At 33.8% G+C, this 20229-nt stretch carries 22 protein-coding genes; 9 read left to right on the top strand and 13 right to left on the bottom strand.

The annotated features are described in order from the left end of the window. The coding region (locus AC0KUU_RS29400) for a hypothetical protein (protein WP_473454015.1) at positions 1 to 333 on the top strand (333 nt) is incomplete at its 5' end. A 347-nt stretch (positions 334 to 680) separates the two neighbouring features. Here the strand turns inward: AC0KUU_RS29400 and AC0KUU_RS29395 are convergent. Both AC0KUU_RS29395 and AC0KUU_RS29390 read right to left on the bottom strand, forming a co-directional pair. Continuing rightward, positions 681 to 1235 carry an HPP family protein gene (locus tag AC0KUU_RS29395; protein ID WP_144636321.1) on the bottom strand — a complete coding sequence of 185 codons (555 nt, stop codon included), beginning with the start codon at positions 1233 to 1235 and terminating at the stop codon, positions 681 to 683. Positions 1236 to 1674: 439 nt separating this feature from the next. Further along, positions 1675 to 1896 carry a hypothetical protein gene (locus tag AC0KUU_RS29390; RefSeq protein WP_043977705.1) on the bottom strand — a complete coding sequence of 74 codons (222 nt, stop codon included), beginning with the start codon at positions 1894 to 1896 and terminating at the stop codon, positions 1675 to 1677. 1101 nt (positions 1897 to 2997) lie between these two features. On the opposite strand from AC0KUU_RS29390, the gene AC0KUU_RS29385 reads away from it, so the two are divergent. Then, positions 2998 to 3879 (top strand): LysR family transcriptional regulator, encoded by an 882-nt coding sequence (locus tag AC0KUU_RS29385; RefSeq protein WP_043977714.1) that lies wholly within the window; start codon positions 2998 to 3000, stop codon positions 3877 to 3879. Positions 3880 to 3966: 87 nt separating this feature from the next. On the opposite strand, the gene AC0KUU_RS29380 is transcribed toward AC0KUU_RS29385, so the two are convergent. The 6 genes from AC0KUU_RS29380 to AC0KUU_RS29355 form a co-directional block, all read right to left on the bottom strand. After that, positions 3967 to 4248, bottom strand: coding sequence for an exonuclease (locus tag AC0KUU_RS29380; RefSeq protein WP_322552744.1), 282 nt, complete (start codon positions 4246 to 4248; stop codon positions 3967 to 3969). 234 nt (positions 4249 to 4482) lie between these two features. Further along, complete coding sequence (locus AC0KUU_RS29375; RefSeq protein ID WP_157842243.1) at positions 4483 to 4647, bottom strand: hypothetical protein; 165 nt, start codon at positions 4645 to 4647, stop codon at positions 4483 to 4485. Between the two features lie 60 nt (positions 4648 to 4707). Further along, entirely contained in the window at positions 4708 to 4935 is a 228-nt protein-coding gene (locus AC0KUU_RS29370; protein ID WP_043977717.1) for a helix-turn-helix domain-containing protein, read from the bottom strand. Positions 4936 to 5530: 595 nt separating this feature from the next. Further along, the gene (gene hmpA / locus AC0KUU_RS29365) at positions 5531 to 6751 is read right to left on the bottom strand and encodes an NO-inducible flavohemoprotein (protein WP_322552743.1); all 1221 of its coding nucleotides are present in this window, start codon (positions 6749 to 6751) and stop codon (positions 5531 to 5533) included. Between the two features lie 347 nt (positions 6752 to 7098). Then, entirely contained in the window at positions 7099 to 7281 is a 183-nt protein-coding gene (locus AC0KUU_RS29360; protein WP_043977720.1) for an aspartyl-phosphate phosphatase Spo0E family protein, read from the bottom strand. Between the two features lie 420 nt (positions 7282 to 7701). After that, complete coding sequence (locus AC0KUU_RS29355) at positions 7702 to 7767, bottom strand: HepT-like ribonuclease domain-containing protein (protein ID WP_322552764.1); 66 nt, start codon at positions 7765 to 7767, stop codon at positions 7702 to 7704. A gap of 413 nt (positions 7768 to 8180) precedes the next feature. Between AC0KUU_RS29355 and AC0KUU_RS29350 the strand changes: the two genes are divergently transcribed. The 4 genes from AC0KUU_RS29350 (at position 8181) to AC0KUU_RS29335 (ending at position 12096) form a co-directional block, all read left to right on the top strand. Further along, positions 8181 to 9362, top strand: a complete 1182-nt coding sequence (locus AC0KUU_RS29350) for an Alp7A family actin-like protein (protein WP_322552742.1) — start codon at positions 8181 to 8183, stop codon at positions 9360 to 9362. Between the two features lie 17 nt (positions 9363 to 9379). Next, complete coding sequence (locus tag AC0KUU_RS29345) at positions 9380 to 9754, top strand: hypothetical protein (RefSeq protein ID WP_043977722.1); 375 nt, start codon at positions 9380 to 9382, stop codon at positions 9752 to 9754. Positions 9755 to 10079: 325 nt separating this feature from the next. After that, entirely contained in the window at positions 10080 to 10982 is a 903-nt protein-coding gene (locus tag AC0KUU_RS29340; RefSeq protein ID WP_043977725.1) for an Rpn family recombination-promoting nuclease/putative transposase, read from the top strand. A gap of 469 nt (positions 10983 to 11451) precedes the next feature. Next, a complete protein-coding gene (locus tag AC0KUU_RS29335) occupies positions 11452 to 12096 on the top strand; it encodes a hypothetical protein (protein ID WP_043977727.1) in 645 nt (214 codons plus the stop codon). Positions 12097 to 12119: 23 nt separating this feature from the next. Here AC0KUU_RS29335 and AC0KUU_RS29330 read toward each other — a convergent pair whose 3' ends face one another. The 3 genes from AC0KUU_RS29330 to AC0KUU_RS29320 all read right to left on the bottom strand — a co-directional run bounded on the left by AC0KUU_RS29330 (position 12120) and on the right by AC0KUU_RS29320 (position 14062). Further along, entirely contained in the window at positions 12120 to 12404 is a 285-nt protein-coding gene (locus AC0KUU_RS29330) for an AbrB/MazE/SpoVT family DNA-binding domain-containing protein (RefSeq protein WP_098250231.1), read from the bottom strand. A gap of 104 nt (positions 12405 to 12508) precedes the next feature. Then, positions 12509 to 12721: a hypothetical protein gene (locus AC0KUU_RS29325; protein ID WP_043977732.1), complete on the bottom strand. Its 213-nt coding sequence runs from the start codon at positions 12719 to 12721 to the stop codon at positions 12509 to 12511. Between the two features lie 681 nt (positions 12722 to 13402). Continuing rightward, positions 13403 to 14062 carry an SDR family NAD(P)-dependent oxidoreductase gene (locus AC0KUU_RS29320; protein WP_028408948.1) on the bottom strand — a complete coding sequence of 220 codons (660 nt, stop codon included), beginning with the start codon at positions 14060 to 14062 and terminating at the stop codon, positions 13403 to 13405. 330 nt (positions 14063 to 14392) lie between these two features. Between AC0KUU_RS29320 and AC0KUU_RS29315 the strand changes: the two genes are divergently transcribed. Together AC0KUU_RS29315 and AC0KUU_RS29310 are read left to right on the top strand one after the other, a co-directional pair. Then, on the top strand, positions 14393 to 14974 hold the full coding sequence (locus AC0KUU_RS29315; protein ID WP_098524887.1) for a TetR/AcrR family transcriptional regulator: 582 nt from the start codon (positions 14393 to 14395) through the stop codon (positions 14972 to 14974). Between the two features lie 616 nt (positions 14975 to 15590). Next, positions 15591 to 16547: a hypothetical protein gene (locus tag AC0KUU_RS29310; protein WP_377571545.1), complete on the top strand. Its 957-nt coding sequence runs from the start codon at positions 15591 to 15593 to the stop codon at positions 16545 to 16547. 250 nt (positions 16548 to 16797) lie between these two features. Here the strand turns inward: AC0KUU_RS29310 and AC0KUU_RS29305 are convergent, their stop codons facing one another. After that, positions 16798 to 17511: a DUF4386 domain-containing protein gene (locus AC0KUU_RS29305; protein ID WP_473454011.1), complete on the bottom strand. Its 714-nt coding sequence runs from the start codon at positions 17509 to 17511 to the stop codon at positions 16798 to 16800. A 313-nt stretch (positions 17512 to 17824) separates the two neighbouring features. Next, positions 17825 to 19081, bottom strand: a complete 1257-nt coding sequence (locus tag AC0KUU_RS29300) for an alkaline phosphatase (RefSeq protein ID WP_473454009.1) — start codon at positions 19079 to 19081, stop codon at positions 17825 to 17827. Positions 19082 to 19420: 339 nt separating this feature from the next. Between AC0KUU_RS29300 and AC0KUU_RS29295 the strand changes: the two genes are divergently transcribed. Continuing rightward, positions 19421 to 20086, top strand: a complete 666-nt coding sequence (locus AC0KUU_RS29295) for a DUF2711 family protein (protein ID WP_322552701.1) — start codon at positions 19421 to 19423, stop codon at positions 20084 to 20086. The last annotated feature ends 143 nt before the right edge of the window (positions 20087 to 20229 follow it).

The raw sequence follows: 20229 nt of genomic DNA, 5'->3' as shown, positions 1-20229 counted from the left end.
AGGGAAGAAGAAACGAATGCCTATTTGAGCACATTTCAATCTGTCGTTAGGCTCGCAAAACATACAGGCCATGTTCTTGTTATAACAGGGATACTCCTTGTTATGTGTGGTCCATGGACGTGGACTACTCCGTGGATTATAATGACACTGCTTTTCCTCTTTTGCTCATTGTTCTTTCTGGCCCGTGCGTTTTCACCAACACTTCGAAAGTACAAGGAGGAAGGGCATAATAAAAAAGAACTGGCAACTAAACTAAAGCGATCTATTTGGATTTACATCATTCTATTAATGACTATGCTTTGGTTTATGGTTGGTAAGCCGACTTTTTGGTAAAATTATTTATATTTTTATACATAATAGGTAATAGTTAGAGTATTTGTAATTGAAATAGTTTAACTATTTATAATCAAATTAGTAAGATTGGTTCTGATTCAAAAACTTCAGATTACTTACAACTATCTTGGGATTTTTGAATCAAAACCCTTATTAATATCCATTTTTCAGAAACCCCTCTTTATCACAAGAGAAGCATCGTAACGCCCTATCTGAGTGAATAAGGCCATTTAAAGAGCCATTTATACAGTATATTTCTTTTCTACATATGGTACAACTTTCCATAAACTCTTCCATTTTTTAAATCACCTTTTTAAGATGCTACTCTTGTTTTACCATATTCACCTTTATAACCAATGATTTGGATATTGCCTTGATTGAAATAAATTATTATAAATAATCGAGATAACTACTATCAGTAGGGAACCCAATAGAACAGGAATAAGAAACCCCCAACCTACTTGATTGTTAACAGCAACGAGTGCACTAGCTGCTGCTGGAGGATGCATCGTTTGTGTAAGGGCCATTAGAATTAATACAAGAGCTAATACGAGCCCAAGAGTGAATAAACTGTTACCTAATAAACACCAAATAATAATAGCAAAGGTAGTGGCAAGCAAATGCCCTCCGACTACATGTCTTGGTTGAGAAAGAGCACCCTTATGAGCACCAAATACTAAGATACAACTCGCTCCAAGGGGAGCTAATGCCATAGGATAGCCTAGATGAATAGCCATAAAACTAACCGTAATAACAGCAATAAGTGCACCTACAGCTGAAATAATAGAATCAATATAATCAACTTTAGCTTCTTGTCTAATCGTCCCTTTCATTTTTTTTAGATATGCAGCTAATCCTATGCTTGAGTGATGACTCCAATTCTTTTCAAGTTTTTTCTCCATTGTAATATCCTATTATCCTTTCTAGCTAGTTTGGCAAGTAATTTTTCAAAACTTCTAACAAATAAAGTTATTTTATAGAAAAACTCTGATTATTTAAATAGATATCTAAATTTTCTTTTTTAGATCTAAAAATTAAATTGAGTTTATTTAATGGTTCGAATTTATCTTGTAAAGTGTACAAAAGCGAGTGAAGCAAAGAATAAAACTTTAAATAAATGGGAAGTACCAAAAGAAAAGATTCATTACGAAGTATGTAGCTATTTTAGGATAAGAAGTAAGTCTATCCTATAGTTAGGCCAGACTAGGGCTATTATCAGTTAAATAAATTTATTAAAAAGCCTAGTTTCAGTCTCATCAGGCTTGAAACTAGGTATCTATTATCATCCCTACCTTATTAAAAAAGCATTGTTTTCTATACTTAATTAATCATCCTATAGATTTACCGCAGATCCAAAAATTCAAAGTGAATATGTTCCGAATTAACACCTAACTCTTTCAAACTTGTTACAATACAATGAAGGAATGAAACTGGACCACAAATATAGTAATCTGCTTCATCGTCAATATATCCTTGTTTACCAAAACGAATATCCTTTACATCTTCTTCAGAGGTGTTTCCATAAACTAAGGATAATTGATAATTCGATAATATGCTCTTCAAGTCTTTTAATTCTTCCTTACATGCTTGAAGGTTTCCATTTCAGGAAGCCATCTATCCAATTTATTACTCAATTATATGATTACTTATATAAACCATAAGTAAATCACCATAACCTAATGTAAAACAATATAGTATAGTAGCTTCAAACGGATAATCAATGAATCCACTTATTAAAACTGTGAACCCTACCACTAATAAATAAGTGCTTATTAATTTCGTGAATCTTTTCTTATCTTTAATATGAAATTGCTTCCATCCAGATAACCATCTAATATATTTCTTTACACCAATAAGGTAATAAAGAAAAAAGAACAAAAATGCTAAACAAATTAAACGATAATTCATGTATAAAAACACCTCTTTATAAGAAATGGTTATTTTCAAAGCTTTATAAAAACACAAAGAGTCAATATGTTCCTTCATATAATAGGTTTCTCTCTTTTTAATACTTTATATCGTTCCCTTTTATTATCATTCTTTTTATTGTTAAGTATTTTAAATTTAATTGTCCTTATTTAGGACTCTTATAAAAAAAATCACCATATGCATGGAAAATCTCTATAACTTGATAACCTATGAGAGATATTGCTGTTAAAGAAAAGAAACCCATAATAAAAAAGCGAATCCACATAATTTATCTTCTCCTTTTGCTAGTATATCGTTAACCATTTTCTTGGCTCTCATCTAACTTAGTATAATTACCCATAACGTATTTATCTTATAAATAAAGTAGGATTTAATGTTCTACTTGAACAGTTATAGATCTACTTCATCATGTAGTAATATCGAAGGTTAAGTAGGTTACTAGATAACCACTCCTGAACTAAAGATAGGTTATCTTACCTTCGTTATTAAAAGAATAAAAGTTATTCACCCTATAAACTTCCATATTTTTTATGTAACCTGAAAAATAAGCCTATTATTTGCTATGATGGGAATTTTAAAGAATAGATGTAGCTTTACATATACAATTTACCGACCTTTACTATACTTTGTTCTGTTATTAAGAATCCTAAAAGTATCTTATCAATATTTATGTTATATGAAAAATATATTTATTGTTATAATGTTATATATATTGCATATGATTGGGTGATTGACATGGATATTAAACAACTAAAATATTTTAAAACCATTGTAGATGAAGGAGGGATTTCGAAGGCTGCCCAAGTGTTACATATGGCACAACCCCCACTTAGTCAACAACTTCAGCGTTTAGAAAAAGAACTTGGAACAACTTTAATTAAACGTTATACCCAGCAATGGGAGTTAACTGAAACTGGAAAGGTATTGTATAGTCATGCTGTTCAGATGTTGCAAGAAAGCAAGATTATTAAACAGGAAATTCAAGAAATGGAAGAAGGACTCAGGGGAACTTTGTCTATTGGTATAGCTTATACCTGCGTTTCTTACCTAATTAAACATCTAAATGCTTTCAGGGAAGTTTATCCAAATATATTTATTAAAGTCTGGCAAGGTGACTCTTCTCATTTAGAAGAATTGCTAATTGAACAAAAAATTGAATTTTCATTGATGCTTCTTCCCCAAAGATTAGAAAATTACCACGTGACATGTTTACCAGAAGAACCCTTTGTGTTAGTAGTACCTCTAATTTGGAAAGAGCGTTTTTCAAAAAACACTGTAAACTTGAAAGATATTATAGATTATCCCTTCCTTATGCTAGGTCATATGAAAGGATACTCCGTATACGAAAATATGTTGAGTAATTTTCATAAACATCAATTTTCTCCTAATATTGTAATGGAGTGTAAAGATATTTCTACGTTACTTTCTTTAGTTGCTTCCGGAGTAGGTATCTCAATTGTTCCAAAATCAGGAATTCAGGCGAGTTTTAAACATGATATCGAAGTTCTTGAAATAGAAAATTTCCAGCTCTACATTGAACCGGCTATTGTATCACTTAAAAAAAATAGTCTTACCAAGGCTGCAAGATATTTTTTAAATCACTTTACAGTTGAATAAGTACTAGTCTAACTAGAAAAGTGAATTTTAAAGCAAACATTTTTTCTAACCAAAAAAGAGCTTCTAGGGAGCTCTTTCTAAAAATGATTATTCAATAATATGGTTACTTATATACACGGTAAGTAAATCGCCATAACCTAATGTAAATATATAAACGGTAGCGTTTTCATAAGGGTAATTTACAAAGCCACTTATTAACAAGGAGATACCTACCACTAATAAGTATGTTCCTACTAACTGAGCAAACCTTTCCTGGTCTTTGACCCGAAATTGTTTCCATCTTGATAGCCCTCTAATATGCTTTTTTATTCCAATAAAATAGAATGAAATAAAAAATACAAATGATAAACCAATTAAATGATAATCCATTAGAAAGACACCTCTTTACAAGAAAATGAGTATCTATACTAAAAAAAGTATATCATAATATGTTGTTATGTTCTCTACCTGATGAAAACCCACCCATTAAATGACAATTTATTGCTAACTCTTTTATTCCTATTTTATTGAAGGCTAAAATAGGAATAAAAATCACAAGTTTTCCGTAACTAGACTAGAGTATTTAGCCGTATTATTAGGCCACTAAGGAAAGATTTTTTCCTATTATTTTATTATTATTTCTTCTAACATCTTCTGTAATTTCTGTTGGTTTTTCCGAATTGTTTCAACTTCTTCATTTAGCTTTTCTAATTTTTCCGTCATCGGTTCTAAAGCTTCTTGAAGCATTACTTTTAATCGAATAGTTTTTTCGCTTTCTTTTACATCCACTATTACTCGCTCCTTTTGTAAATTAAATTAACTTATCCTATATTTGTAAATTCATTTTCCTTAATATTTGTTTTGATTACTTTCTATTAAATGAGAATGAATTTCTTTCAATTGCTTTTCATCTAAATTAAAGGCATCTGTAATTTTATTGTATAGGTTTTCCGTTATTCTTCTTTTACCAACCTCCACTAAAGCAATTAATGAAAAACTACAGTTAACTACTTGAGCGAAATTACGTTGATTCATGTTGTAACTTTTTCTTATAAATTTAACCATCTCTTTATCCATTTAAATTCCTCCTATATAAAAATCATGACAATGAATATCCCATATATTAATTGCAACCCTAAAAAGTAAAGGGAAATTATAAAAATTAAAACTCTCAGATAAGAAATCTATTGAAAATGAATAGAACAATACTATGGATATAATTAGCATCAAAAATATAAGTTAAGATGAAAAGTTTTTTGATTTGAGACCCTTCTATCTTCATAAATCAGAAAACTACTCGATTAGCTTAACAAATTTTCAAACATATCAAAAATATTATTTTCCTTATAATATTATATGTAAAAGATTATAAAGACGCTTATAGACATACTTAAATCTGTTCTATAGTGAAGGAAGCTTCATAGAAACATCCTGTTTAGTATTTTAAATCATCATTATTGATTAAGTTACATTATCAATGAGAACTGTCCATTTAATTACAAAAGCGATTAAGAACTAAAAACATTACCCCTATTTAGAAATAAATCATGTATACCTACACATATCTAGTCTATATAAGAAAGAGTATTGAAAATATCAAAAGCCCCTGAAATTCACAAAGGTTTCAGGGGCTTGACCTGTAGATAATTAAATGGATTGGAGGTCACTTTATTTACTTTTCTCCTAAAATGGCTACAGGGCTAAATACTTCATAATGAATCTGTTCGTTTGGTACATCCCATCTATGCAAGGCTTTCAGAATGGCTTCCATAAAAGGAATCGATCCACAGAAGTAAAAACCGGCTTCTTTTGAAGGAATAATCGATTGCAATAATTCTAAATCAACGTAACCTTCTTTATCAAAATTATCAACCAGTCGATCCTCTTCACTAGGCGAACTATAGCAGGTGAAGGAGGTAACATTTTCGTTATTCTTATCTAATTGAGCCACATGTTCTTTAAAAGCGTGTGTTTTCCCATTGATGGCTGCATGAATAAAGGTGGCCTGACGTGTTGGCTGTTTTTCTACGATGGTATTCAGCATACTAAGCAAAGGTGTAATCCCTATTCCTCCACTAATGAGGACAACAGGTTGCTTGCTATCATCAAGCACGAAATCTCCAGCTGGAGCTGAAAACTTAAGCGTACCTCCTGTTTCAACTTGGTTATGTAAATAGTTTGAGACAATCCCTGCTGGAGCACCATCATGGGCATCTTCCCGTTTTACACTGATTCGATAATAATCCTTTCCTGGGGATTCAGAAAGACTATAATGACGAATATGCGTATATTTCTCTCCGGGAACGGCTGCTGCTAGTGTAAGGTATTGTCCGGCTTTATAAGAAGCAATGGCGTTATTATCCTTCGCTTTTAAATAAAAAGACGTCACATTATCGCTTTCTTCTACCTTTTTATCGATATAAAAGCTTCGATATCCTTCCCAACCTCCCGGTTGGCTCTCTGTCTCTTTGTAGAGATCTTCTTCTAGCTCAATAAAAGCATTGGCAATGTATCCGTACGCTTTCCCCCACGCTTCAATAATATCGTCTGAAGCTGCATCTCCCAAAACATCCTTTACTGCTTGAAGTAAGGTTTCACCAACAACCGGATATTGTTCTGCTTTTACTCCGATTGCACGATGTTTTTGTGAAATCCTTTCAATGACAGGTTTAATGGCTTCTAGATTGGTTATATGTTCTCCTGCAGCATAAACCGCATAACCTAAAGCTTCCTGTTGAATCTCTCTTTTTTGATTCGTTTGATTAAACATATTATACAAATCTGGTGCCTTTTCAAATAATAACTCATAAAATCTTTTCCCTATTTGTTTACTATGTTCTTTCAAAACTGGCACTGTTGATTGAACGATCTCAATTGTCTTGGAATCAAGCATGTTACATCATCCACCTTTTAAGAAGTTTGTAATATGTATCAGGACTGAACACTTCAATTAATATACCTAAATTTATCCAATCCTATACGAATCTTGGAGGTCTATAGGTAATATTCACACCTGAAAATCGTTTTAAAACATCGTTCATTTTTCACTTTGAATTATTTTAAGATGTACATGATATACAACCTTGGTTAACATAATATAAATTATCGTTATAAAGAAAGCCTTATTTATAAGGCTTTCTTTATCTATTACTTTACTTACTCTAGCCAATTCTGTGTATAAGCTAGTATTCCTAAGATCAATATCGAGGTGTCTTATACTTTTTTCATAAAAAATAAGAACTAATAAGCCGTAGAGGCCTCTTCTAATTGGTTTAGCAATTGATCAACGAATTGGCTAATTACAATGGTATTTTTACTGGTGAATCCTTCTTCTAAACCTATTTGAATCATAAGTTCTCTTCCTGCCTCTATATCTACAAGTAAAGCCTTCCTTAAAGTATTGTTGTATCTATTTGTTTGCACTTATCTAATCACCTATTTCTCTAAGTTGTTACGTTTTTATTTAACAATAACTATATTTTTAGTTTGTAACAATGTTTTTCCCTGTAAAACCCAATTGAAAGCTTGAAATACCTTTTTTGGGGTTTGAATAGCTCATTTTTCATACCTAATACATGATACAATACGTCTTGTAGATGCGAATGAAAATTCCATTTCTTATTTCATAGTCAAGAAAAGTCCTCGAGTTATGAGGACTTTTCTTGTTTTTAACATAGAGATGTTCAATTTTTAAAGGTTAAAATCGGATAAACATCTACAAAACACCAAAAAGGACAAACCTCCTAACTTATTTGTCCTTTTTAAATAGAATAACTCACTCAATTAATAATCAATAATCTGCTTAGTATACGTAGTAAAATCATTTAAATGCTTATCTAATATTTACCGCAGAATATCTTGATTGATCGCTTGATAATCGTGAACAGAAATGTTTCGAAACCCTACCATAGCTTTCATTCTATACGCAATCTCACTTGTAATGATTGTGACTCTAACATATTAAAAGCTTCCCTGCTGGTTTGAGGAAGACCTAATCGTTCTTCAGCTATAAGAATAGGTTCTGTACGTTCTTTTATTTCCTTTTAAACTTATGGAAACTATGTATTTATTTTATATTGAGAAGAATGTTATGTTTCTCACACATTCTTTCTTATTATAATCTACTTGTGACCTTCACATTCTCTAACCGGAACTTTCATAATACTTTTTTTACCCCTTAATAAGTTCAACTAGATAAAAATATTTGTTGATATATGTAAGTTTTTGAAGATAAATAAGTTGAACCAAAGGATTGAATTTTCGCCCTTCTTCTTGTATAATGAGTTCAACAGAAGTTCAACTTAAAAATGAGGTGTATAAACATGAAAATTTCACGTTTTAATAAAGACTGTGGAAACTCCGTTGATATGAATATCATTGATGGATACCTATTTGATTTCCCAACCAACGTTGTAGAACTACAAAAAGATGTTGCTGATTCATTTTTTACAGATGCAGTAACAGCACCAGAAGAATTTAAGAAGCGTATCTTACTATCTACAACAATCGGTGACGAAGAGAAAGAACGTTATTTCTTAGTCGGTGAAATCGCTGCAAGCCAACAACTTGCGAATAACCACATCAATCGTTTACATAACAAAATTACAAGTCATATTCCTTATGTGACATTTCTAGCTGCTATTGCATACTACCATGCGTTGCATGCGAAAGATCAAAAAGATAATAGCATCGAGATTAACTACTTCTCTACGATGTTACCAATTTGGTTACTAAAAAAAGAAAGTACGTTTGGCGAAGCGCAAAAAGCCATGGCTACTCGCTTCCTAGGTGACCATGCTTTCCACATTCATACACCAGGGTTCGAAAAAGACATAAAAGTATCTGTAGAAGAAAGTGCATGCTTAAAAGAAGGCGAGATTGCACGCTTTGCACTAAAGAAAGACCTAACGCTTCAAAACCGTGAAGATGCCAATGAATATGTGGAATGTGAAACCGTGATGGTCGATATTGGTGGAGGATCCATTGATGTTGTTATTTTACCAGAAGGATTAAAAGCTGCAAATAGTCGCGAATCATTCCAAAGTATTGAAGGTATTCCATACTTAGCGCACATTGATAAGTTACGAAAAGAGAAATTCCCAGAGTTGTTTACCGATTTGCGTGCTTTTGATCAGTTTATTTTAGATAACTACAGCAAACAAAAATTTGAGTTAAAGAATGAAAATACTGGTGAATCTATTGATTTAACAGCTCAAATTACATCTTCTCTAAAAGACTATGTAGAGATTTTATTAGCGAAGTTAAATGATGTAGCGCCACCACCAGCCAATAAAATTCGTAAATATGTATATAGTGGCGGTGTCGCTCCTACACTAGAAGTAGCCATTATGAATAGCATGAATGAAAAAATCGGTGAAGAACGCACAGAGAAATATCATAAAGTGCCAGAAGATAGTCGTCACTTGAATTTATTCGGCTTAGAAATTCGAAGCATTGGATATCTTCAAAAGAAACAAGCAGAGAAGAAAGCCGTTAAATCCTAACAGCGTAGGTGATAACCATGACAGAGCGTCAGAACGCCTTTACGATTAAAACCAATCAGTTAAGTGATGAAGTCTATGACATACTCGCAAAATATGCAAAGTCTCGAAAATTAGGGGACTACATTTCATCTTTAATTGTTCGTGATCTTCATAGTGCATCTATCAACCAAGTAGAATCAGCACATAGAACAGAAGAGCTTCTCGAGCATATCAATTCAGAACTCCAGGAATTAAAGCAATTAGCTAAAGCTAATGGTTTTGTAGGTAAGCAAGAGGAGTTAGAAGACAAACCTTCAGAAAGTCAAACCTTAAAAGAAGGTAAGATCGCAGATTTAGAGCAAGTATCTGGCTCTTTAGACGACGATGATCTCGAAGAATATAGTGATTTTTAAAACACTAAGCCACTAGGTATCCTAGTGGCTTTTTTGCTTTCGGTGGTTTATTGATTTTTAAGGCATTTCCATTTTCATATTTACAGAGAACGTGCTCAGACTAAAAGAACGATGTAAATAAGGAGTTTATTTATTGGTAATAGCAATCAGCCCCAGTACTTCTATTTGTTTTAAGTACCCCTTCATACTTCTTTGTATCAAGAACATAAATAATTGATGTAACAAATACCGTATTGATAATCAATTTGCTCCTAAAGTGTTAGATAGAAGGAATCGGTATAGTCATGGTATACTAATAACAAACATGGAAATGATGGAGGGTATTATGACAAAACGATTAGATTTGCGTGTCGACTTTGCATTTAAATCACTATTTGGCACACATGGAAATGAATCTATTTTAGCTGCTTTTTTGAACGCAGCACTCCGTTTTCCAGATGATAAAAAAATTCAGACGGTGCAGTTATTAGATCCGCATTTCAATAAAGAAAACCAAGAAGATAAACGCTCAATTTTAGATGTACACGCACAGTTAGAGGATGGAAGCCGTGTTAATATTGAAATTCAACTTAACAATAAACATGACATGGAAAAACGAACACTCTACTACTGGTCTAAAATGTACAGTAGTCAAATGAAAGAAGGCATGGACTACGGAGAGCTCTGTAAAACCATCACCATTAATATTGTGAACTTCCGTTATTTATCTCATATTCATGATTACCACTCTACCTTTCAGTTATATGAACGAGAGCAGAAATTACTCTTAACGGATATGCTGGAAATTCATTTTATGGAGCTACCTAAGTTATTAATAAAATGGCGTAACAGAGAGGTAGATCCACGAGAAGATCAACTTGTGCGATGGTTATTATTACTTGAAGCATCCGAAGATGAGGAAATCACTCAGGTATTGGAGGAGATTGCGATGCAAGAAGATCAAGTATTAAAGAAAGCAATGGACGAGTGGGAACGTGTTAGCCAAGATCCGGAAGTGCTATTAGCATATGAAGCACGAAGAAAAGCATTATTAGATGAAAAGTCAGCTTTACGAAGAGCTGAAAAACTTGGAGAAGAAAAAGGAAAACAAATTGGTGAAGAGATAGGCGAAAAAAAAGGTATCATAAAGGTGGCTTTAAGTATGATCCAAAAGGGTTTAGATAACCAAACAATCGCTGAATTTACAAACCTTGCACCAGAAGAAATTGATAAACTACGTCACCAATAATCATAGTTAAAAAAGAGACTGCCTAATAAATTAATTTTATTAGGCAGTCTCTTTTTTAACTTCTTCATTATCAACTCATCTAATTTGAAGTTTATTGTAAGTAAGTTCGCTTATATTTATTTTATCTTTATTACGCAGCGTACTATAGGAGGAAAATATAAGACTTATATTTTTTGTTAAATTGAAGACCTTTTCTTATATATTCCCTTTTAGTTTGTACTAGCATTTTTCTTTTTTTTCACAGGCAATCCGTACTTATTAGAGTTTTCTTTTATTTTTTTTGCGATTTCTTGTGCTTCTTCTTTCGTCATTTTCATACAAAAGACTCCTCTCATGTTCTACTATTATAAGTTTTTTCCACTATCACAAAAAAATATACATGCTCCTCCCTCCCCTGCCATATACATGTTTTAGGTATGTACAAAAAGTCATTGTCCTAGGGGTAATTTTAGATTTTAGGAGTGATTATGTGAGAGTAGAAGAGAAGAAAAGAAAAATTCGAAGTGACAAAAAAAGAGATGTAAAACCATCACTTCCAGTTGATCTTAAAGAATGTGTTTATCGATTGTCTTACATTACAAATACACCCGTGAAAAGTGTAGTTGAGTCAATTTGTATATCAGGCCTTGCTTCTTCAAAAGTAATGGACTACCTATCAAATTATTTTAGAAGAGGATTTAGCTTTGGCAGCACTGTGTATATGGGGGATATGTCCAATGAGCCAATTAGACACCTATACAAAAATATTGAGAAAGAGCGTGTCTCTACACGCTTAAAAGATGGGCATGGAGAAACGTATGATATCCTGAAACGCTTAGCTTATGCTTTAGATTGCTCTCCTGCATTAGCTGCGTCCTTTTTAATTGAAGCGAGCATAAGGAATTCTGATTTTGTTGATGAATACATGACTCGCCATTTAGAAGAAGAATTGGATCCAGGAAGAATGCAGGAGTTAAAAGAGGTGTTAAAATTCATCAATAAAAACAATCCTTATAAAGAAGAGTACAGTTTACACAATTTAATTTCTTATATTATGGATGAATTAAAAGTAGGAGCAACTAGCTTGGGATCTTCTATCCAAAACTGGTTAGAAAGTGTACAGCATAAAAAATAGTTCGACCTAAAAAACCTTTGAATTTAAGATTCAAAGGTTTTTTGTTTGTCCTTTATTTCGTTATATAGAATTTTTGCACCTAATGGACTTAGAACTAAATTATTTGCATATCTATGGTTTTGAGATGTTATCTCACCTGTAATCAGACATTCATTAGATTCTCTGTATTTTTTTATCTCTATATGATCATCTTCCAATAAAATCTCTACCTCATCATCTTTACCTATATCCAATAGCTTTCTTAGCTCAATGGGAATTACTATACGTCCCACTGCATCTATCTTTCTTAACGTACTTAGTCCCTTCATGCTGACTCTCCTTTTATATGTTCATAAGCACAACTTTCATATTATACTATAAATGTACAAATTAACCAATTTTATTTTTACAAACTAGGTTTTAAGATACAGGTTTAGAACTTTTTCTTAGATTGCTCTTGTACATAAGTACACGTACGCTCATGTTCACGTGAAAAGAAATGATCTTGTTTATGATAAACTTTCACTCCACAAGAGGGGCAAGCAAAGAAACCCACTTTAGGACCTTGAGTCACTTCGTGTGCATAAAACTCACCAGCTGTTTCAAACATCACTACATGGTTCGCTTTCTCAATCTTAGCTCTCATACAAGCATCTCCCACCTTATTTTGAGTTTAATTCCATAATAAGGGTTAATAGTGTAAATTGTAAAAGGAAATGTATAGATACCTATTATGGAAAAAAAGAATTTTATACCAACTATCCATAGACATACAAACCTAGTTACATATGCGTTATATCTGACATGATAGCTTTTATACATAAGCTGATAAGAATACGAATTGCCATTTTTAAACTATATGGGTTAAAAAAAGGCCTGTATCTACTTAGATACAGGCCTTTTTTTTTGAGTTCAGTTACCATAAATTTGATTATAGGAAGTAGACTTTTCAATCTATTACTTTGCTAAAGTCGTTTGTAAAACTACATGCATTTTAAAGAACGTTCATAAATTGTTTTCAATTTTAAACGAACGTCGAGAATGATAATTTTTTATACAAACACACATTCCGTAAACGTATACTTTTGCGAACGATATATTCAATTCTATTACAAGACGTTAAAGTAATTATCATAGTAAATAAAATAAAATACATGTACGGACACATAAAAACGCATTAACCCCAACTCTACATGTAGAGTTGGGGTTAATCCACCCATTTCTGTGCTTCGATCAGCGTATCCGTTTCTCACATCAAAAACGGTTACCTTTTTGGTGATTGATGCCGGATTTATACCCGAGATGATTAATTTTTAATCTACCCGATTCATACTTTATCTTCCGTAATAAATTCTTCGACTCGATCTCTTTTGGTGTACATGTCATACCAAATGTCGGCAATTTTGTCTTGAACTCCCGAATTCGGCTGCATCCAGATTCCGATCGAAATGTGCCCTGCATAAATACCTTTGTCCTTTAATTCACTATTCAAATTGAAGATATAATTACGAAGACCGGAAACTGCAATTCCGACATTGCCCATCATTGGTACTGGATTGACTGCGGCTCCACCTGTCGTAAATAACAGAGCTCCACTTTGTTTATCCAACATATCCGGAAGCACTTCTCGAATACTCGATATCGCACCTAAAACGTTGAATTGAAATTGGTATAGCGCATTTTCTTCTGTTACATCTAATGCGTTTGTTACTGTATCGATACTTGGAGTTGGACTGTATTCAACCACATCAATAAATCCGTATTTCTCTTTGATCGTTGTGAAAGCTAAACTAATTTGATCTTTATTTAATATATCAGCTTGAAATGATGCTGCTTCAATGCCTAATTGTTCTAGTTCAATAACCAGTTGGTTCAACTTTTCTTCATTACGGGCTATAAGCGCTACACGAAATCCGTTTTTTCCGAACTTCTTCGCAATAGACATTCCTAATCCTGGTCCTGCCCCAACAATTACAATATTTTTCATAATATAATTCCCTCCATAACTTCTTAGCTAATTCTTTTTTCTAAGAGAGTTCATTTGTTACAATAGGTACTACTTTATTTATTAAGAACCAATCGTATTTTCAATCTTTTGGGTATGATTCTGAATGGTCACAACAATTTACTTGATCAAAAACCCTTCCACAAAAACATGTGTTATTTAAGCAACGCGCGTTGTATAGTTGATGATAAGATGAAAAAGAACTATTAACAACCACCAAAATGGCTAATATGTTGTTTACACAACACTTCTATTGAATTGTCGTTTTTAAACACCATTGTGTAGCCTAAAAAGGAGAAGAAAAAATTGATTATGCCAAAAAAAGATCCGAGAATACTTCGTACAAGACAATTGATTGTAGACTCTTTTATCTCGTTAGCTAGTGAAAAAGATTTCAACAATATAACGGTACGTGATATCACTGAAAAGGCTACTATTAACCGCGCTACATTTTATGCGCACTTTGACGATAAATTTGATTTATTACATTCCACCATCACCAATACTTTTACAGACAAATTGAAAAAAGGACTAAATGGTCACGAGGGATTCAATGAAGAAGTCATTACAAATATTTTTCTAGCCATGTGTGATCACCATAAAGAGTTAAGTGACTTATGTCCTAAAGGTTACAATTCTTTAGGAACTATTATAGAAAGTAAAATTAAAGAAGAGTTACAAAAGCTAATAGCTGATCTTGTGCTAAAAGGCACTAAAAATACCATTGTATTAGAGGACAAACAATTGGTAACGACCCTATCTACTATACTGAGTTGGAGTATATACGGAGCTACATACTCATGGAATAAAGATGGAAGACCTATTTCACCAGAAGAGCTAGTGACTAAGACCCTACCTATATTTAAAAATGGCATGAGTAAGTATTTCTTTTAATGAAACTTATGTTAAATATCAATTCTTTTTGGGGTTCAGTCTCCATATAGACTATATTTTACCGTACAAGCATATGAATAAAAGGTGCACTTTTTATTCATTCTTTCACTAATCGCTTACTGAAAAAACGTTGGTCTATCAAGGATGTATAAAAAGCTGCATAAAACAGAAACACACTCTTAGCGCAACCCCTTCTGCCACAAGGGGTTGTTTTTGTCGTGTGTTCCGGAAAGAGACATTATGTTAACTAGCATTCCTGTTTGAAATTACTTAAAATCTCGTTCAACTGAGCAGGTTTGTTGTCCACAGATTGACTTGATAAGGTTCTCAATAGAGGCGACCTTTTTTCATTTTGTCAATTTTTTAGAATAAGAGATTTTTAATTGGAATATTAGTATTTTAGAGAGGAGAACAGTTTGATAAGGTATTGGTGGTGAAAGTTATGTGTAGGATTATTATCCTTTTGATGAACTAGAACAGTTTAATTTATAAACCTTAAGGGGTGTTTATTTATGGTTATAAATAGGAATAAAGATGATAGTTTAGTTGGAATCCTTCTATACATTGTATCGATAGGGATTTTCCACCTTACTGACTTAGCTGCCGAGATGAGCTTATGACAATAAAAAAGATAATTTCTCAATTAATAGAGAAGCGTAGAACTTGGGGTTATGGTGCTGCTATAGCAGTAACGCCTTATCTGTTAATCAAAATCGCTTGGACTTTCGGACTCTTCATGCCGACCCAACAAATGGGTGATATAAGTTGGCGCACTGCAAACGTCATAACAATGGTGCTCGCCGCAGTTGGTATCCTGTTAGCATTCGCGTTCAGCATGCCTTGGGGAGAGAGGCTACCTGCCTGGTTAGTTACCTTTCCCGTTTGGGTAGGTACTGGTTTACTTATTCCTATGTTGTTGTTGGCACCAGTTCTTGGTCCTGCTGCTATGATACGTGATCAGAAGACAGGAGTCGCCAACGTTTGGGTATATGAGCAGATTTTTGTAATAATTTCACTGGTTGGAGCCGGCATCTGCCTACCCCTTGCTTTAGCTGGATATGCCAAGACGCGTTGGCCAGAGGCATTTGTTGGTCCAATCGCTATCGATTTACTTCCAGGCAATAGTCAGAAACTGTATATCTCCTTGGCTAGACTTGTTGCGGCTGGCTGTATCCTGCTTGGATTCATTAAGGTATTCTGGGCTGCTGGTGGAACTATTGGCATCACCCCAGCTATGTTAGATAACCGAGATTTATGGTGGCACCTATTGTCATTAAGTACCGGTGTGTGGTCCTTTGCAGGGTCTTGGGGTTTATTGGTACTAACCACCCGCCGCGGGTCAAAGAGTTTTTTTCCACCTATGGCTACAGCATGGATCGCGTCGGGAATGCTGTTCTCATATAACCTCTTCAATCGTTTGTCCGCCACTCGCCCTGATACACAACCTGCACCGGAGTACCCACTTGCACATGTACTGACCACAGAGTTAGGTAGCGTCTTAGGAGTTATGATGATAATGGTCATCCTGATGGTATTGCATGACCGCCGGAGAGCAATGCGCAGCGCGGCATAAAATCAAGAAGTTAAGATTTGGGTGGGAAGAAATAATAAAAAGTGATTCCGAAAATACGTTTTATGTTAACTAGAAATGAATGCTTTATACAATCTAAAAACCAGCATCCTCATGTTTTAATTCATGAGGATGCTCCTTTTTGATTTAGTTACCTTTCATACAATAATCCTTAAATTTATAGCCGTAAATATTGATCAAACTACCGTTAGTTTACGTATAGTTCTTTATAGAGCTAATTATGTGTTTGCTACTATCTCGTGGCTTTCTTTTTTTCAGACAAGGAAGTAAGTGCAGATTCATTAAATCCTTTAACAATGAGCCATACTGCTAAAATGATTTCATTAGCTGCTACTGGTAGGGACAATATAGCACCCCAAACAGAAAGTTGAGAAAACACATCAAACATTTCTAACAGTCCTGCTATAAAAACAAGAGTTGCCCCAATCATACCTAAGATTGGTATAAATCTAGGCACAAGTTTAGATCTATAAAATATATAACTGTACATCATCGTATTTATACCTAGCATGATATTTGGTCCAAGTAAAAATGTCCAATCGTGTATTGCTTTTAATACAGTTCCTGAAGCTTGAAAAGAGGCAGTATCCTGAGTTCCTGTTGCTATAAATTCTTGACTTAAAGTCAATAAGGACAGTACGCTGATTACACCCACGGTAATAATTACTGCTTCAAGAAATCTGAAGCAAACATGCCAAAGAGCTATAGTTTCGTTGTACTTTCTTAAGAATGGAAACATTATGGTCGAAGTACCAATTGCTGATGCTACAAGGATTAACTCCATAAGTGCTCCCACTATCACTTGATTGGTATGTTCAGAACCTTTAGTAAGATAGTTAGGATCATTTAAGATGGGGTCGTATAAAATGAGACCTATTATTGCCGTGACAGCTGCCAGTATAAACAATACCCCCACCATTTTTGCTGCTTTTTTGTTTGAATTCATTTTTTCATCCCCTTCCTTAACCCTTCTTTTTTGAACTAAGCTAATATCGTAATTATCTCGATGACAACAGCTATTTTCACGTTATCATTAAGTATGTTGTTTGCCATGATATTATGACTGTCAAAGTTAGTGTAGAAGGCTTATAAAAAGACCAACTCTTTTGTAAGCTAGTCTTTTTATAGGGTTGCTATTTATCATTTTCTACACTAAGTGAGATTGTACTATCTATGCAAATGTTATAAGTAAAAAAAGATTGGGAAATAGCTCCCAACCTTTTTCAATAGTAGTTTCCATTCTGACTATGCATATATAATCATTTAAGTTTCATTGCTTCAACAAGGGCATCGTGGATATACGTATTTTCATAAACACCGTTAAAGAGTTCAGATTTTGCGCCCATTGCATTAAGTGGGACATCCGAAGCTGTATGACCTTCAGTAGTCCAATCTACCATGAATTGTTCTTTAGAATTAGCAATGTTGAAAGGACCATCTTCTTTAGAAACTCCATCACCAGACTCGTCATTTTTATCTGTTGTTTCAAGTGAAAGACCACCAGTTGAGTGATCAGCCGTAACAAGAACTAATGTATCGGGATGGGTTTTTGCATATTTTTTGGCCATTTTAACTGTATCATCTAATTGTTGTCCAGCTTTGATTGTAAGGGAAGCATTATTATTGTGAGCCATTTCATCAATTCCCTCTTCTTCTACTACAAGGAAGAATCCTTTTTTGTTTTGAGACAACGTATCAATAGCTTTTTTCGTCATGTCTCGTAAAGATACAGTCGGGTTGTAGACATCCCCTTCACCCTCAGGAGCTTGTTGGAACATTTCTTCATTCGCAAATAGACCTAGAACTTTTTGGCCTTTTGCATATTTCAATTCATTAGCATTATCAACATGCGTATAACCTAATTTCTGAGCCTTATTGACTAAATTCCCCTTCGTTCCTTTACTACCTTCTTCTTTATCTTCAGGTGGAGCATCAGGGTAAGAGCCTGGACTTCCAGCTGGATACCAATAATCCTCTCCACCGCCTAAGATAACATCTACTTTACTATTTTCAAGGTATTGTTTAGCAATATCACTTTGAGCACTTCGATTGGAAACATGAGCACCAAAGGCAGCAGGGGTAGCATCTGTCACCTGGCTTGTGGTAACAAGGCCTGTTGCTTTTCCAGACAGTTTTGCTTTCTCTAGAACAGTTTGAACTGGTTTCCCTTTCATATTAACGCCAACCGCCCCATTATAGCTTTTTACACCCGAGGCTATGGCCGTAGCTGCAGCAGCAGAATCGGTTACAAATGAACTTCCAGAAGAAGTATGAACTCTTCCTTCCACCGGCATGTCATCCATAGCTAGCTTGCCATTTGTTCCTACCGTAGCAAGACGAATTGCATCGCGGTGATCCGTTCCCATACCATCCCCAACAAAGAGAATCACATTTTTAGCTTTTCCATTGTTTAAAGAAGTAGCAGCCTTTGCATCTGATTGAGTAGTTGTACTGAATGTTAATACAGCAATCGTTGCAACAGATAAAACAGCAGTGCCGATTAAACGTTTTTTCATTTTCTCAACCTCATTCTTTTAAATTTAATATTGAACTATTAATCTAACTTAATCTTAGATTTTATGTATTAAGTTTAATTAAGGAAAAGGTTAAGTGTATGTAAAGATAACTTGGACGCAATTTAATTAAGAAGAGACCCACTTAATCAAGATTGAAAATAAATGAAATTTTAATGAGATCTGTCTAAAAATATTTTATTAGAATTATCCTTCATATTTAAGGATATCGGTTTATTAAAGTGTATTATTTCCGATAACGGTGATTATGTTGACTAGAAATTACTGTTCTCTGTATATAAAATGTACGTAACTAAGTATATTCAAAGGAGATGTCTCGTTTTGTTGGATTATATATGGATCGATAGAGATTTACCTATTTTGTCCCAATTACCTAATGACTTTAATTCTGCTGCTATTCTATTCCACCCTTTTATTCAAATGCCCTCTGGTTGGGATAAATCAAAGAGAGAAAATCCTTATCAGCATATATATCCTAGTGATGAGGAAATGCTTAAACTTGGAGAACCAATATCATGGAAAAAAGTAATGGCCAAATGTAATTTAAAATCCTACAAGGAACTATTCAGAGCGTTGCAACACCTTACTGGTGTGCCTAGTGATGAATATAAAAAATTAGCTCCTTATGTTAAGTCTAATCCAGATTTTTATTACCCCGAAGAAGATCGTACATCGTTGTTTATACTAAATAGTTTAGTAGAGATCCTCTGTTCAAAAGGGGCAAATACTTTATATTTTTCTGAACCTATTCACGACACAAACGGTTCATTTAAAGTCAATGATATGTCACCTTTAGAAATAGCTAACTTATCTCCTAACGAGTCAATTATCACAGATGAAAATATAGATTTTGCATTTATGGGGATCTATGATTCGTTTATAACATTGCTTTTAGCTAAAGATACAAATATTGAGGATACAATTAAGTCTCTAAACCTTGAAGCTTTAATATGTGATAAAGAAACATACCTTAATTCGTTTATTTAATAGGTACCGATAAACTACATTATGGTGCGACAAGAAGTCGCTTTCTTACAGTGTAGCTAACGCTACTCATCTAGACGCGAAGATGATCTCCATCCGAAACGGCATTCTTGATAACGAGTCTGTCGGTTGCATGAGGAAATGTG

The organism is Priestia sp. ST2 (genome assembly GCF_055810735.1).
Note: the sequence above shows the minus strand (reverse complement) of the source record. Positions and strands in the feature narration are given on the sequence as shown.

Bases quoted from the DNA above. Each gene is read 5' to 3' on its own strand.
- AC0KUU_RS29340 (WP_043977725.1), top strand. From the start codon at position 10,080: ATGACAAAACGATTAGATTTGCGTGTCGACTTTGCATTTAAATCACTA.
- AC0KUU_RS29370 (WP_043977717.1), bottom strand. From the start codon at position 4,935: ATGGATAAAGAGATGGTTAAATTTATAAGAAAAAGTTACAACATGAAT.
- hmpA (WP_322552743.1), bottom strand. From the start codon at position 6,751: ATGCTTGATTCCAAGACAATTGAGATCGTTCAATCAACAGTGCCAGTT.
- AC0KUU_RS29300 (WP_473454009.1), bottom strand. From the start codon at position 19,081: ATGAAAAAACGTTTAATCGGCACTGCTGTTTTATCTGTTGCAACGATT.
- AC0KUU_RS29325 (WP_043977732.1), bottom strand. From the start codon at position 12,721: ATGAGAGCTAAGATTGAGAAAGCGAACCATGTAGTGATGTTTGAAACA.
- AC0KUU_RS29395 (WP_144636321.1), bottom strand. From the start codon at position 1,235: ATGGAGAAAAAACTTGAAAAGAATTGGAGTCATCACTCAAGCATAGGA.
- AC0KUU_RS29310 (WP_377571545.1), top strand. From the start codon at position 15,591: ATGACAATAAAAAAGATAATTTCTCAATTAATAGAGAAGCGTAGAACT.
- AC0KUU_RS29320 (WP_028408948.1), bottom strand. From the start codon at position 14,062: ATGAAAAATATTGTAATTGTTGGGGCAGGACCAGGATTAGGAATGTCT.
- AC0KUU_RS29305 (WP_473454011.1), bottom strand. From the start codon at position 17,511: ATGAATTCAAACAAAAAAGCAGCAAAAATGGTGGGGGTATTGTTTATA.
- AC0KUU_RS29345 (WP_043977722.1), top strand. From the start codon at position 9,380: ATGACAGAGCGTCAGAACGCCTTTACGATTAAAACCAATCAGTTAAGT.
- AC0KUU_RS29315 (WP_098524887.1), top strand. From the start codon at position 14,393: ATGCCAAAAAAAGATCCGAGAATACTTCGTACAAGACAATTGATTGTA.
- AC0KUU_RS29385 (WP_043977714.1), top strand. From the start codon at position 2,998: ATGGATATTAAACAACTAAAATATTTTAAAACCATTGTAGATGAAGGA.
- AC0KUU_RS29380 (WP_322552744.1), bottom strand. From the start codon at position 4,248: ATGGATTATCATTTAATTGGTTTATCATTTGTATTTTTTATTTCATTC.
- AC0KUU_RS29330 (WP_098250231.1), bottom strand. From the start codon at position 12,404: ATGAAGGGACTAAGTACGTTAAGAAAGATAGATGCAGTGGGACGTATA.
- AC0KUU_RS29350 (WP_322552742.1), top strand. From the start codon at position 8,181: ATGAAAATTTCACGTTTTAATAAAGACTGTGGAAACTCCGTTGATATG.